Origin of the sequence: Microbacterium maritypicum MF109 (assembly GCF_000455825.1) — a bacterium.
Taxonomy (GTDB): Bacteria; Actinomycetota; Actinomycetes; order Actinomycetales; family Microbacteriaceae; genus Microbacterium; species Microbacterium maritypicum_A.
The window spans coordinates 100,231-114,463 of the sequence record NZ_ATAO01000002.1; the positions used below are offsets into that span (position 1 = coordinate 100,231).

Sequence of the window (14,233 nt, forward strand, 5' to 3'; positions counted from 1 at the left end):
CCAGAGTCGCGTCAGCGGTTGCGACGTGCTCGATCTGTGTCGCGCAGATTTAGCCGCCATTCGGCGCCATCTCGCCGGGGTTCCCATCCGTTCAGCAGACTCGTTCATGAGACCGCCAGCCGAAGCGTTCGCGCGACATCTGCGGGGCCCCTCGGCCTGGAAGTCAAGAGAGGCCAGGATCCGCGTCAATGGCTTCCCAGAGGTGCCTGTCGCAGAGGGTATTCACCCACAGCCGGATCACATACTGCTTCGCGGGCGCCCCGCATACCTCGCAAGTCTCGATGCTTCGCCACTCGGCGGCGCGTATCGCCTCGTGAAACTCCTCGTCGTACTCGTACGGATCCTCGGAGGGTGAAGCGTGGAAACTCAACGATCCGAACTTCGACTTGACCTGGTGCACGATGTAGGCGGGCGCGATCAGCGCGAGGGTTTGATCGAGCCCGACAAGCAACGGATGCCATCCGGCAGCCACTTCCAAGACCGGCGGCCAGCCGGGCGCAAACCGGTCGATGATGCGCTGAAGCTCGGGTGGGAACACCTCAGTCATGGCTAAGCTCGGCCTCCGGTCGCGTGACATCCACATCCCAGCCAACAGCCCCGGGCATCTCGCACCTACTGGCCGTCACTTGCGTGTTCTGTCGCGCCAGGTCTTGCTGGCGCTGACGGGAGCGCCTCCGGAATTCCCTTCCGACGCGCAGACTCCGAGTCATACCCTTGTCGAAGCTCAGCATCCCGCGTCGTCTCCACTCGACGGTTACGTGTCCTCGGAAGCCGGCGATTGCGCGGCGTCGCTCAATGTGCTCAAGCCCCTCGGGGAACCGGGCAGGGAGCCCATCAGTGTCTGGCAGAAGGTGCTTGAACAACTCCGCGAACGTCGGACCGGTTCCGGTCCTCCGCCGTGTCTGCGCGATGAAGATCGCTGCCGCCAATGCCCATTCTCCGGCGGTGTCCTCTCCGGTGAACGCTTCAAACACGTAGGCCCACTCGGCAGGGGGAGGCGTCGCGATTCCACGCCACCAGATCGGGTACGCCTCGGACATTCAGCCATCGCCTTCACGGTCGTACACGCGAGCCGTTTCCGCGACGCGACTGTTCGATGTCGGGATCGGCAGCACACGTGCAGAGGAGAGCGGAGCGATCCGACGGAGTCGATGATTGTTTCGTATGGCCTCCCGAATTATGCCATACGGATTAGGCCATGTGCGGGTGCGACTGTCTCGACTCTTGATAGGTGCGGCAGCGGAACGATGACATCGAAGCAGAATGGGCTTCGTTCGCCCAGCGTTTCGCGACTTCCCTTCGCACCGCTCGCGACAACGCGAATCTGAGCCAGGAAGACGTGGCCTACCGCGCTGGGCTGACCCGATACACCTACCAGAAGTACGAGAAGGGTGAGTCACGCCCGGGCCATCCCGCCAACCCGACGTTGCGGACCCTGCTCGCTCTCACGCAGGTGCTTGGTGTCGCTTTGGTCGACCTGGTCCCCGACGACGCCCCCGATTTCCGAAATCGCTGAGCGCTTACCCGCCAGGTGTTTCATCCACGGGACGTTGTCCGCCCAACCAGGAATAATGCGTTGGGATACGACGCGGGATGCAGGGGCCGCTCGCACGGCTCGCTCCCCGACGTCCACTCGTCGGCCTGAGCGAGTGACATGGCGAAGGAGTACCGCCTTCTCACGGTACGCCGCTTCCGCTATCCCCTTCTCGAAGGGCGCCTTCGATGTCGTCGCCCCACTCGATCTCGGCATCTGGATCGCGGTGCACATTGCGGCGCGATGCACCCTCACCACAGCAATTGCCGTCGTTTCCAACTCTGGTGTCCGGCTTCCTCCGCCAGCGCCGACGACGAGTCCGATCAGTCCTTCGATCTGTCGAGTATCCCTCTCAGCTAGGGCGGTCAGCCCCAGAACAACATCCGCGTCAGTGAGAGTCACCAACAAGTCGACAGCCGGCCCGTACACGCATGCGGCAGTGCGTCGCTCTGCTTCAGGCGGCTCCTGCCAGCTGTCCAGAATCAGGCGAGTCGCGAGATCAAGTTCGCCCGTATGCATCGACACCCCACGACTCCACAGGAGACCCGACAGCGTCTGCTCAGCGCGGCGATATCCCTCTGGAGAGCCGATGAGTTTGTCTTCGCCACGGAAGTGCCATCGACGATGCCGAACGCAGTACCCGCCTCCTCTGCCGAACACCTCGGTGGCGTTTCCCTCGCTGCATACCGAGCATGCGGAGCGGGCTTCGTCAACGACGTCGCATCTCGCACAGCGCCGCAGCTTCCACCCCACGTGGTGGCAGCGCCTGTACATCCGGAAACGAGCACGGTCGTGTGCGAAATGTCCAGGGGGCAGTGCACCAGCACTTTCCGCGGCCGACATCAGAAGGTGGTTCGTTGGGCCTATGGATTTCGTGCCAGCCTCGCGCAGGATGTAGTTCGCGAGAGCCATAGCATCGATGGCGTTGGCAGCCGCAAGTCTGGCGAGAAAACCTGTTGGTGTCTCGCCGGGTAGCGGGATCACCCGGCACGGAAGAGCTCGCACAATTACCTTGGACCCAGTTCGACCCGATGATGCAGCACCCGCGCCCGAATCGTCTTGGCCCTCGGGAGCATGCGCTTGGCAGAGGGCGTAAGCACGCAACCACCCTGCACAGGGACTGCGGATGTTCCGTTCCAGAGCTCACGTCCTTGAATCCTCAACCCGTCGAGGAGGCCCTCGACGGCCCGCCGCCCCGCAGCGTGCGTGGCGACAAGGCGATCGAACAGCATTGCGAGCGCGTACCCTCCGAGGCCATGCGGCATCAGGACGTTTGCGAGACGGGCGTCGGCGAGCACGGCCGTCAGCGAAATCCGCCGCGGAAACAGTTGGATCTCGTTATCCAGCGGGTCCGCTGCGCTCTCAGCCTCAGCGTTGCCCAGTTGCAATAACTCCGTGGCTGCCTCTACTTCAGGTGATCTGTACGGCACGCCGCGAAGGGTGAGAGAGCCGTTGAGTATGCGTTGCGCGACCACCTGTTTAGATCTTCCCGATAGGCCGATGTCACGACCGTTACCGTGCCACCTTCGATGGCGCACGCAGATCGGACCGTGCATGCGCGCCACTGTGATCAACTCGCCTGCTGAGCACCGCCGGCAGAGCGCTACTGCTGCCGGAATCATGCGACAACTCGGACATTCCACTTGGCGCGTTGCTCCTCCGTGATCACAACCGCGACCGCCGGAGTCTCGGAGCAGGGCGCCTTCGGGGAGACGACCCAAGGCCTCAATCTGCCAGAGGGCGCTTCTCGGCGTCACCCGGATAGGAAGTGCGGGGTCATCGTGGCGCAACGCCAACCAGAGGTCCTTCTGGCCGATCGCGTTGGCAGCGCAGAGCCGCGCCCAGTAGCTCACTGGCGTCTCACCCGGGTAGAGGCGAACAGCGATCGGAAGCCCGCGCAGCAAGGTCATGCCGAACCCACGGGTGTTCGCGATCGGCGCGGCTTGGCGTACATCGTCGCGGCCGCTTGACGACGGCGAAGTTCACGCTCGAATCCCGACAGATCAAGCGTCTCCGTTTCGTCCTCCATCGCCCTGAGAGCAGCAAACTGCAGCAGATCCTTGAGCAGACCGATCTCACCGCCGGTCAACGAGTGGAGCGACAATGCCGCGGGAAGGATTGAACCCGGGCGTTGCTCGACCAGACACAGCGAGTTCTCCATCGCGAGAAGGAGGTCGCCCCAGCGAGCCTTCTCATCGGCTGTGTTCAGTGGAAACGGCACAGCTACGTGCACTTCGAATCTCTTCCCGATCTGACCGCCCCGCTCACCATCGAGAAGCCCGGTACCTTCGACGGCGATTCCGGCATAGACGAAGGTGCCTCCGCATCGCTCCGACAGTTGCTTGAGCATGTCCGATGCCTCGATGTTTTGCCGGTACTTGAGGTCAAGGTGATGCACGTCGTCGATCAGAACGAGTTCAGTCGCGCACCGGCGGAGCGCGTTTGCCACAGCGTCCAGCAAATTGCCGTAGGTCACTCGGCCAAGAACGGGAATGCCCAAGAACCGGGCGAACTCGTGCATCAGCGCTTTGGCGGAGCACTGAGCCGGCACCGCGACGTAGACGACCGGAATCTTGCCCGGCCCCGCTGCTGGATGGCCAGTGTCTCGCCGCCGGCGCTCGTGCGCGCGACCGACTTCGACGAGCGAGGTGGTCTTGCCCTGGCCCGGCTCTCCCGAAAGAATCAGGCCTAGCTTGCCAACTCGCCGGTAGGTATTGAGCATGACGCGATCGCGCACGGCATTCTGAAACACCTGGAACTGCGGCGTCCGCACAAACGCGCCGGCCTGGGAGTACCGGGCGCGGGCCTGGTTGTACAACGCGCGGTCTCCGAAGCTCAAGGCCCGAAGATCCTTCAACGTGATCGGCGCCGGCCGTTGGTACACGGTGTCAACGTGCTCGCGCCAACCTTCCTTGGTGGCGATCTCGATCATTCGTCGAGTCTCCCCCGCACCTCATCCAGCATCTCGCCAATGAACGGGAAACCGCCGGTGTTCGGCCACTCGTCGACGGTCGCGCCTTTGACCGTTGACTCGACGACGTCGGTAGACGCGTCCTCGGCCTCGTGACTCTTCACGCTCGTGAGGTTCATCGGGTCGTCAGCGATCGCCGCCATCCGCGCACGCTGTCGCGCACTTCGCTTCTGATTGGTGTTCCGTGGTGCTGGATTCCCTTGCCCGGCGAACGCCTTGATCGCCATGGCAAGCTCCCGACGTTCCTCGTCAAGATCGGCGACACGACTGGAGAACTCGGTGCGGGCGTACCGCCATACATCACCGAGCAGCGGGAGTTCATGGACCTTGTCCGTCCATCGCAGCGGAATGAACTCGCCGTCTCGTTCGAGCCAGACGACGTGCAGGTTGTAGGGGTCCACGCGGATCGGCCATCGACCTTTTTCGCCTTGTCAGGAGACTTGCGCCTCCACAGGCCTTTGAGCCGCTCGGAGTTGTAGATCCGATTGTCGATGCGCACGCCATATCGGTTGAGAACTCGGTGAGCGACAGGTAGCAGCGCGATGTAGTCATCTCGAGTCAGCGGTACATGGAGTTCGGGCACGTACGCACGGAACGCCCGACACATCTCGTTCGGCGACATCTTGATGCGCGGATGCAGCGGGTCGCGCAGTCCGTCATGCGGACGGTTCTGCCACTCCACCGCAATCCAGTCCTCGATGAGCTCCTGGGCCTGAGCGATGGTCAGTAGTTCGGCAGACGCCGTGGCCACGTCACGGCCGCGATGTTCGACGCTACGACCGACGTATCCCTTCACGTGCTGCAGCAGCATTGAGTTGATTGCCCCAAAGGCTCGCTCTACGTACGGCTTGTCCGTCGGCGTGTGCGGCGCCGAGGTGATCAGCGAGATCTTCAACGCTTCGCATGCCGCCCGAAAATGACGCGACAAGTAGTTGCGTCCACGATCCGTCGTGATCGTGTCCGGGAACACGTATGGCTGAGCGAGACGCAGCCGCTCGAAACGTTCCTGACCGATCAGCTGGTCTTCAGACCATGCCGTCGAGATCAGTTGCCTAGTCTCGCGAGCGCCCTCCATGCGGCGGCCGTATGGCACCAGCGCACGTGCAAGAACCGCCACCAGATCGACGCTCTTCGTGCCCTCCGGGCGCAGCATCGCGGCGAGGATCGACCGCGTCGCCACGTCAATGAGAATCGTCAGCTCGGGCCGGCCGACCGTTTCTTCATCGGTCCGCAACATGACATCTATCCGAGTGGAGTCCATCTCGACAAGCTCACCGGGGCGAAGTGCCGTGCGGGTGCCGAACTTCCCGTCGGGCTGCAGAGCCAGCGACTCGCGAGTCTTGGCCGATCCGAAAGTGAATTGCCCACGATCGTCTGCTTCAAGAAGCCGGAAGAACGTCGCACGACTCGGCAGCTTCACCGAATCGCCATGCAGACGTTGGACGCGCCGCGTGATCTGCTCGATCGCGGTCGTTTGGCTCACGGTCGAGGAGCGACTCTTCCCTTCCAGGACGAAGTTGATGGCCTCGATGAGGCGCGGATCCCACTTGCTCTTGCGTGGTGCACGATTACCTGCGTTGGTCGTCCCCCGGGCTCGGAACTCCTTGAGTCGGCGCTCTACGGCGCGCGTGGAGACAGGCTTGCCGAGCCGTGCCTCCAACAATTGACGCTCGGTTTCGACGGCCTTCCCGACCGCGACCTTGTCGCGTGAAGCCTCGATGCGGATGCATGCCTGAAGCCAGGGATCCATATCTGGCACGATGTCCTCCACTCGCAGCGGTAGGTGCCGGAGGCCGGAGGTATCGGTCAGTAGCGGTGTTGCATCACGTCCAAGCTCGTCTAGGGCGACTTGGACCTCGCCGCCGTCATCGTCTCGGAGCGTCGCGGAGTCTCTCTCGATGAAGAGAACCGTGTACTGACGTTGACGCCACATGAGCGACCCGCCGACTGCAATACGCATCACGCTCTCCTTTCCCACACGATCGATTTGGTACTGAGTGCCTCTTCGAGATCCGTCTCGAGGAGCCCCGACCAGAGGTGCGCGTAGCAACGCGCATATCCCTCGGATCCGACGCCGAGCAACGCAGCAGCCTCGGCCAAAGGCAACCCGTCCTCCGGCAGCCCCGGCAGTTCCTCAGTGCTCGCGCTGCCTCGGAACGGCGCGAGGAATCGCAGGTTCGCTTCTCGAATCTGTGATTCGGCGTCATAGACGACATACCGCCATCCGCGCTCAGCGGCGAACTGCCCAGTCATGTCGAACTGCGCCCTGACGTCGTCGTCGATCCGAGCCGCAGGTTTGACGTCCATCAGCACGGCCGTCCCGTCGTCCAGACGCACGAAATAGTCCGGGTAATGCTCGCGCAGGCCGTCGGGAGTGACCCATCGAATCCACATCGGCTGACTCGCGACTGCAACAACACCCGGCGTGCGGTCCAACTCGATGAGACAGCCTCGCTCGGTCAAAGACTCGAAGCCGATCGACGAGCCGAGCGCGCCCATCCAGTGGTAGCCGTCGTGATGCCGTTTGAGTCGCCAACTAGGGAAAGTCCGAGCAGGGTCGCCTCGTTCGAAGGGGACGTCATCGCAATCGACGGCGTCGAGCTCCAGTTGCACGCCATCGAGACGGTACTCGACGCGCGCTCGCGTCACGCCTACTCCGGGAGCGAGAGGGGTCGGCCACTGCAGGGTCAGGTCCATAGGGATCCAATCGACATCGACGGATACGTCCTATTCGGCAGTCAGCCTCTCTCCTGGGGAGCGGTTCTGGCCTATGTCCTGAGCCTTGACAAAGATCACCCGACTGGGGATCTACTCACGAGCAGGGTACGTCTGGTGCCCAACCAGCCTCGTCGACACGCCGCGGCGCCCGACACGTGGGGTGAGATTCCGACACCTTCGTGAGACCCTCCGACAGTTCGCATGAGACTCCGACACTTTTCGTGAGATCGGACACCGTCGCCTGAGATCGAGAACTTTCCGTGATCAAACCGTTGCATTCGTTATCTCGCCGTTATACAGTGATCGCACGGTGAATGTTTGCTGTGGCATCCACCGCATGTGATTGCAGGACACTCTTGGTGCAAGGGACAAGGGCCGGTCGGGAGCCTCTCCGACCGGCCCTTTACTGTTCGCACTATTCTGTGAGGATGACCGATCGCAAGCTCGCCCTGGAGGCCTGGGAGAGCCTGTTCCGCGCGCAGCACGAGCTGTTCACCGAGATGATGAGCGACTTCGAGCACAGCGATATCGCGCAGGCAGAGTACGACGTGCTGCTCACCGTCACCCGCTCCCCCGACATGACCGCGCGGCTGCGCGACATCACCTCGAACATGCTGATCAGCCAGCCCAGCGTCTCGCGCCTGGTCGACCGCATGGTCACACGAGGACTCGTGGCGAAGTGCGCCGACCCCGACGACGGTCGCGGTGCGCTGATCCGGGCGACGGACGAGGGGGCCCGGGCCTTCCGCTCGCTCGCCACCGTGCACGGACGCTCGATCGCCGACCGCATGTCCCGTCTCGACGACGACGAGCTGCGCGCCCTGCGCGACCTCGCGGAGAAGCTCCGCGCTCGCTGATACGCCGCGTCCGCGCAGCTCCACCCCCTCCAGCTCCACCCCCTCGGGAGGAGATCTCCGCGTCGGGCGGATGCGGGGCCACGAGATCTCCTCCCGACGGCGTACTCTCCGCCCATCACGGTGCACCGCGAGAACAGCCTGCTTCCATTTCTGGCAGGGTGGGGGGCGAAGGCGCGCACCACGGCGCGCTCGGGACCGCCCCCTCGGGGGGACCAGGGAGGTCATCCATGGAGATCGCCGGAATCGTCGGCATCCTCGTCATCGTCGGAATCGCGGTCGTCGTCGCCGTCGTTCTGCTGCTCATCCTGCTGCTGTTCGCACGCAGCTGGATCAAGGTCGCTCGAGCCGACGAAGCACTCGTCATCTCGGGCCGCAAGCAGAAGATCCAGCGGGCGGTCATCGCCGCCGACGGCACGACCAGCTCCGAGCTGGCAGAGTCGCCCGTCACGGTCATAGTGAACGGCAAGTCGCTCGTCAATCCGATCACGCAGCGCCACGAGATCATCTCGCTGCGGTCGCGCCAGGTCTCCCTCAACGCCGAGGCCCAGTCGCTCGACAGCGTCACGCTGAACGTCGACGGCGTCGCGATCGTGAAGATCGGCTCCGACCCGCTCTACGTCCGCCGCGCGGCCGAGCGCTTCGCATCGCAAGACAAGGCCATCGAGCAGTTCACCACCGAGCAGCTCGAGGGTGCGCTCCGTGGCATCGTCGCGACGCTCTCGGTCGTGGAGCTGATGCGCGAGCGCAAGAAGTTCTCCGACCAGATCGCCGCCGACGTCTCGCAGGAGCTCGCCGAACAGGGCCTGATCCTCGACTCGTTCCAGATCAAGGGCATCACCGACAAGGTCGGCTACATCCAGTCGCTCGGCGCCCCCGAGATCCAGGCGAAACGTCAGGCCGCCGAGATCTCCCAGACCAACGCCGACCGTGCGATCAACCAGAAGAACATCGCCAACAAGGAAGCCAACCTGATCGAGCAGACCGCGCTCGACACCAACACGGCCAACTCCGACTCCGGGATCGGCCGCGCCCGTGCCGAAGCCGAGCAGGCCGAGGCGCTGGCTCGTGCTCAGGCTGAGCAGGCCGTTCTGCAGCAGCAGGCCGAGAACAAGCAGGCCCAGCTCGACGCCGACGTCAAGCGCGTCGCCGATGCACAGCGGTATGAGGCCGAGACCCGCGCACAGGCCGAGCTCTACACGCGCGAGCGCGCCGCCGAGGCTGCCGCGATCGAGCAGGTCAAGCAGGCCGAGGCCCGCACCCGCATCGCCGAGCAGCAAGCGCAGGCCGACAAGGCTCGTGCCGACGGTGAGGCCGCGGCCGCGATCGCCAAGGCCAGCGGTGAGGCGAACGCGCTGCGTGCTCAGGCCGAAGCCGAGGCCGAAGCCCGCCGTCTGCGCGCCAGCGCCGAGGCCGACGCCATCCGCGCCGAGGGTGATGCCCGCGCCGCCGCTCTCGAGGCGGAGGCGAAGGCCATCGCCTCGAACCAGGACGCGTTCCTCTCGCAGCGTGTGCTCGAGGTGCTGCCGTCGATCATGGCCGAGTTCTCCAAGGGTTATGCGGCGATCGGCAACGTGTCGATCATCGGCAGCTCCGGCGAAGACGGCGCGTCGAACGTCGTCGGCGCCGACAGCGCGAAGGCCCTGCGCTCGGTGTTCGACAGCGTCCACTCGGCAACGGGGCTCGACCTCGCCGGGATCATCCAAGGTCAGGCCGTCGGCCGCGGCTTCGGTGCAGGAGTCGCCGAGGCTACGCCGCCCGCACCCGCACCCCCGCCCCGGGTGTCGACGCCGACCACTCCACCACCGCCCGCTTCCGCAACCCCCGCAGCTCCCGCAGCAGAGTAGGCGGAGCAGCAGAGCACTTCGACCGACCCGGTCGCGGCATCCGCTGTTTCCGGAGCGGGCACCGCCGTCCCCGGTTCACGACTCAGGACACCTGCCCCGTGGACGCGCCGTACTGCCCGCTCCGCCGAATCCCTCGCAGATCTCCTGAGTTCCGAACGGCTCCGGACGTCGCCCGACCGGGCAGACTGGACGGATGACCCCCGCCGCATTCGACCTCGCCGCCATCGGCGCGGGGCTCTCGTTCGCGGCCGCCCTCGACGAGGTCTCGGCCGCGCTCGACACGAGCGGGTCGGTCGTCGTGACCGCGCCCCCGGGCACCGGCAAGACCACACTCGTACCGCCGCTCGTGGCCTCACGGCGCAGCGGTCGGGTGATCGTCACCCAGCCTCGCCGCGTCGCCGCCCGCGCCGCCGCCCGCCGACTCGCCCACCTCGACGGCTCGCCCCTCGGCGCACGCGTCGGCTTCACCGTCCGCGGCGAGCGCGCGGCCGGTCCGGAGACGCGGGTCGAGTTCGTCACCGCCGGCGTGCTGCTTCGACGCATGCTCGACGACCCAGGGCTCGACGGCGTGGATGCCGTGATCATCGACGAGGTGCACGAGCGCGCGCTCGAGACCGATCTGCTGATCGGTCTGCTCTCCGAGGTGCGGGAGCTGCGCGATGACCTCATGGTCATCGCAATGTCCGCCACCCTCGACGCGACACGCCTCGCCTCCGTCATCGCCACGGATGCGACACCGGCGCCAATCGTCGACCACGACGTCCCGGCCTTCCCTCTCGCCGAACGCTGGGCTCCGAGCCCCGTGCCCCGGCTCGACGAGCGCGGTGTCACGTGGGGATTCCTCGACCACGTCGCGGCGGTCACGGTATCGGCGGCACGGGATCTGGTCCGCGAGACGCCCGATGCCGACGTACTGGTCTTCGCCCCTGGTGCCCGCGAGGTGGCGGAGATCGCCCGCCGCGTCCGCGATGCCGGCGACAGGTTCGACGTGCGGGAACTGCACGGCCGCATTCCCCCGGCCGAACAGGACGCCGTGATCCGGGGCCGTACACCGCAAGACCGTCCGCGCATCATCATCACGACGTCGCTCGCCGAATCCTCGCTCACCGTGCCGGGCGTCCGTCTGGTCGTGGACACGTGCCTGTCGCGGTATCCGCAGCGCGACGCCGCCCGCGGCATGACGGGCCTGGTCACCAGCGCTGCGCCTCGCTCGTCGTGCGTGCAGCGGGCCGGACGCGCCACGCGCCAGGGCCCCGGCGCGGTGATCCGCTGCGTCGACGAGCGTTCGTACGCGGCGGCACCCGCCCGTCCGGTGCCGGAGTTGGCCGTGGTCGACCTCGCCGATGCCGCGCTCCTGCTCGCGTGCTGGGGTGCCCCGGGTGGAAACGGCCTGCGGATGATCGACCCGTTGCCCGCCGCCCACCTGGCCGACGCCATCGCTGTTCTGCACGGCCTCGGCGCGATCGAGGACGAGGGCCGCGCCACCGCCGAGGGACGTGCACTGGCGCGCATCCCGACCGATCCCCGGCTGGCCCGTGCTCTGCGCGACGGCAGCCCGACGGTCGGCAGCCGTCTCGCGGCTGAGGTCGTCGCGCTCGTGGGTGGCGATCTGCGAAGCCCCGAGGCCGACATCGCGCGGGCCCTCATCGCCCTCAGAAACGGGCGGACCCCGGACGCCCGCCGATGGCGAGACGACGCGAACCGCCTCGAACGCATGATCGGCCCGGCGCCGGGCGTGCGCGCGGACCTCGACGGGGTCGGCCTCGTGATCGCGCTGGCTTTTCCCGAGCGCATCGCCCACCGCGTCGAGCGCACCGCCACCGGAGCGACGTACCTGCTCGCCTCCGGGACACGCGCAGGGGTGACGGGCCCGCTCGCGGCCGTCGAATGGCTCGCCGTCGCCGACGTGACCCGTGCCTCCGGCCGTGCGGCGGCCGGGTCCGGTGCGATCATCCGCTCCGCTGCGGCGCTCACCGAGCTGCAGATGGAGCAGGCCGCCAGCCACCTGATGACCGACCGCGTCGAGGCAGACTTCGTCGGAGGTCGTGTCCAGGCCCGACGCGAACGCCGGATCGGTGCGATCCTGCGCACATCGGTGCCGGTGCGGGCATCGGCCCAGGAGGGGCGGGATGCCGTGCGTCGTGTGCTCCGGCGCGACGGACTCACGCTGTTCAGCTGGCCCGACGCCGCCGACGGACTGCGCCGCCGTCTGGCGATGCTACGACGCGAGCTCGGCGATCCGTGGCCCGATGTCTCGGACGCCGGACTGATAGAGACCCTCGACACCTGGCTGGCGTCCGAGCTCGACGCCCTGGCATCCGGCACCCCCGTGGATCGCCTGGACCTGACGTCGGCTCTTCGTCGGCTGCTGCCGTGGCCCGAAGCGGTGCGTCTCGACGACCTCGTGCCGGAGCGCCTCGAGGTGCCCAGCGGATCCCGCGTCCGCATCACCTACCCCGAACCCGACGGCGACCCGACGTCACGTCCTGTCGTCGCCGTGAAGCTCCAGGAGTGCTTCGGCTGGGCGGAGACCCCCCGCCTCGTCGACGGACGGGTACCGGTGCTGTTCCACCTGCTGTCCCCCGCAGGGCGTCCGCTCGCGGTCACCGACGACCTCGCCTCGTTCTGGTCCGGCCCCTACGCACAGGTCCGCGCCGAGATGCGGGGGCGCTACCCGAGGCATCCCTGGCCCGAGGATCCGTGGGCCGCCACACCGACCAAGCACACCAAGAACCGCGCCGCGCGCTGAACACCGACCGGGACGGGAGTCAGCGGGTGCGCCGCCGCAGTGTCAGCGAGGCGAGCACGAGAGCGCCGACCGCGAAGGCCACGACGATCAGCAGCGGACCGAAGACATCCCACCCCTCGTCGCCCGCGGCGACCGCGTTGATCGTGTCGATCGCGTAGCTCAGCGGAAGCCAGTCGGAGATCGCGTGCAGCACATCGGGCATCTGATCACGGGGCATGAAGAGCCCGCCGAGGATGATCTGCGGGAACACCAGCAGCGGCATGAACTGCACCGCCTGGAACTCGGTCTGGGCGAACGCGCTCGCGAGCAGACCGAGCGCGGTACCGAGCAGCGCGTCGACCACCGCGACCAGGCCGAGCTGCCAGAGCGGACCTTCGACGTCGAGCCCGCACACCCCGACGGCGAACGACACTGTGATCACCGCCTGCAGCAGAGCCATCAGACCGAACGCGAGCGCGTACCCGAGGATGAAGTCGGCCTTCTCGAGCGGGGTCGTCATCAGGCGTTCGAGGGTGCCCGAACGGCGCTCGCGCAGGGTCGTTATCGAGGTGATGAGGAACATCACGATGAACGGGAACAGCGCCAGGATCGCGCCGCCGAACTGATCGAAGACGCCGTCCTGATCGCTGAACAGCCAGGCGAAGAGGCCCACGAGCAGACTCGGCGCGATGAGCATCAGCGCGATCGACCGCGGGTCGTGCCGCAATTGGGCGAGCACGCGCCCGGCGGTGGCGAACGTCCGGCGGCCGTTCATTCTCCGGCCTCCTCCTGCTGGTCGCGCGCTCCTCGGCGCGATCGCCTCGTGTCGCCGACACCAGCCGCGCGGTCGCGCTCGATCAGCACGAGGAACGCGGCCTCGGCGTCGGTCGTGCCGGTGTCGGCGAGGAGCGAGGTCGGAGTCGTGTCGGCGATGATCCGCCCCTCGCGCATCAGCAGCAGCCGGTCACAGCGCACGGCCTCGTCCATCACATGGCTCGACACGATGAGCGTCACCCCTCGATCCGCGAGACCGCGGAAGAGGGCCCACAGCTCGGCGCGCAGCACGGGATCGAGTCCCACCGTCGGCTCGTCCAACACGACGAGCTCGGGCGCTCCGATCAGGGCCACCGCGAGCGACACCCGCGTGGCCTGGCCGCCGCTCAGGGAGTCCACGAGCTGCCCCGCCTGCGGGCCGAGACCGACCTCGTCGATGACCCGATCGACGTCGCCCCTGGGCGCCTTGAGCAGCGAAGCGAAGTACAAGAGGTTCTGACGCACACTCAGATCGCCGTAGACCGAGGCCCCCTGCGTGCCGTACGCGACCCGGCGCCGCAGCCGTCGCGACCCTCCCGGCTCGCCCAGTACCGTCACCTCGCCCGAGGCGATCCTCTGCACGCCGACGATCGAGCGCATGAGCGTGGTCTTGCCGCATCCGGAAGGGCCCAGCAGGCCCGTGATCTGGCCGCGGGGGATCGCGAGGTCGATCCCGTCGAACACGTGCACCGCCCCGCGACGCACACGCAGCTGCGCGATCTCGACGGCGGAGTTATTCATCATGTGATGAATTATGCGCCCGCCCGT

At 66.5% G+C, this 14,233-nt stretch carries 11 protein-coding genes; 4 read left to right on the plus strand and 7 right to left on the minus strand.

The window, feature by feature from the left end; all coding sequences use genetic code 11:
* Positions 1-163: 163 nt before the first annotated feature.
* Positions 164-547 carry a hypothetical protein gene (locus L687_RS22990; protein WP_021198136.1) on the minus strand — a complete coding sequence of 128 codons (384 nt, stop codon included), beginning with the start codon at positions 545-547 and terminating at the stop codon, positions 164-166.
* Positions 548-1,231: 684 nt separating this feature from the next.
* Here L687_RS22990 and L687_RS23000 point away from each other — a divergent pair.
* On the plus strand, positions 1,232-1,516 hold the full coding sequence (locus tag L687_RS23000) for a helix-turn-helix domain-containing protein (protein ID WP_021198138.1): 285 nt from the start codon (positions 1,232-1,234) through the stop codon (positions 1,514-1,516).
* 1,924 nt (positions 1,517-3,440) lie between these two features.
* Here the strand turns inward: L687_RS23000 and L687_RS41460 are convergent.
* The 4 genes from L687_RS41460 to L687_RS41725 are packed head-to-tail and all read right to left on the minus strand — an operon-like array spanning position 3,441 to position 7,202.
* Positions 3,441-4,466, minus strand: a complete 1,026-nt coding sequence (locus L687_RS41460) for an ATP-binding protein (protein ID WP_021198140.1) — start codon at positions 4,464-4,466, stop codon at positions 3,441-3,443.
* Positions 4,463-4,648 (minus strand): hypothetical protein, encoded by a 186-nt coding sequence (locus tag L687_RS41720; RefSeq protein ID WP_021198141.1) that lies wholly within the window; start codon positions 4,646-4,648, stop codon positions 4,463-4,465. Before L687_RS41720 ends, L687_RS41460 begins: the two co-directional genes overlap by 4 nt.
* The gene (locus L687_RS41465) at positions 4,621-6,465 is read right to left on the minus strand and encodes an integrase catalytic domain-containing protein (RefSeq protein WP_052514672.1); all 1,845 of its coding nucleotides are present in this window, start codon (positions 6,463-6,465) and stop codon (positions 4,621-4,623) included. The genes L687_RS41720 and L687_RS41465 overlap by 28 nt, the downstream gene beginning before the upstream one ends.
* On the minus strand, positions 6,465-7,202 hold the full coding sequence (locus L687_RS41725; protein ID WP_052514674.1) for a TnsA-like heteromeric transposase endonuclease subunit: 738 nt from the start codon (positions 7,200-7,202) through the stop codon (positions 6,465-6,467). The genes L687_RS41465 and L687_RS41725 overlap by 1 nt, the downstream gene beginning before the upstream one ends.
* Before the next feature lie 449 nt (positions 7,203-7,651).
* Here L687_RS41725 and L687_RS23015 point away from each other — a divergent pair, with 449 nt between their 5' ends.
* From L687_RS23015 to hrpB, 3 genes are all read left to right on the plus strand, one after another.
* On the plus strand, positions 7,652-8,080 hold the full coding sequence (locus L687_RS23015) for a MarR family winged helix-turn-helix transcriptional regulator (protein WP_021198144.1): 429 nt from the start codon (positions 7,652-7,654) through the stop codon (positions 8,078-8,080).
* A gap of 227 nt (positions 8,081-8,307) precedes the next feature.
* The gene (locus L687_RS23020; protein ID WP_021198145.1) at positions 8,308-9,924 is read left to right on the plus strand and encodes an SPFH domain-containing protein; all 1,617 of its coding nucleotides are present in this window, start codon (positions 8,308-8,310) and stop codon (positions 9,922-9,924) included.
* 193 nt (positions 9,925-10,117) lie between these two features.
* Complete coding sequence (hrpB, locus tag L687_RS23025) at positions 10,118-12,673, plus strand: ATP-dependent helicase HrpB (RefSeq protein ID WP_021198146.1); 2,556 nt, start codon at positions 10,118-10,120, stop codon at positions 12,671-12,673.
* A 19-nt stretch (positions 12,674-12,692) separates the two neighbouring features.
* On the opposite strand, the gene L687_RS23030 is transcribed toward hrpB, so the two are convergent.
* Positions 12,693-13,427: an ABC transporter permease gene (locus tag L687_RS23030; protein WP_021198147.1), complete on the minus strand. Its 735-nt coding sequence runs from the start codon at positions 13,425-13,427 to the stop codon at positions 12,693-12,695.
* Positions 13,424-14,209, minus strand: coding sequence for an ABC transporter ATP-binding protein (locus L687_RS23035; RefSeq protein WP_021198148.1), 786 nt, complete (start codon positions 14,207-14,209; stop codon positions 13,424-13,426). Before L687_RS23035 ends, L687_RS23030 begins: the two co-directional genes overlap by 4 nt.
* Positions 14,210-14,233 lie beyond the last annotated feature (24 nt).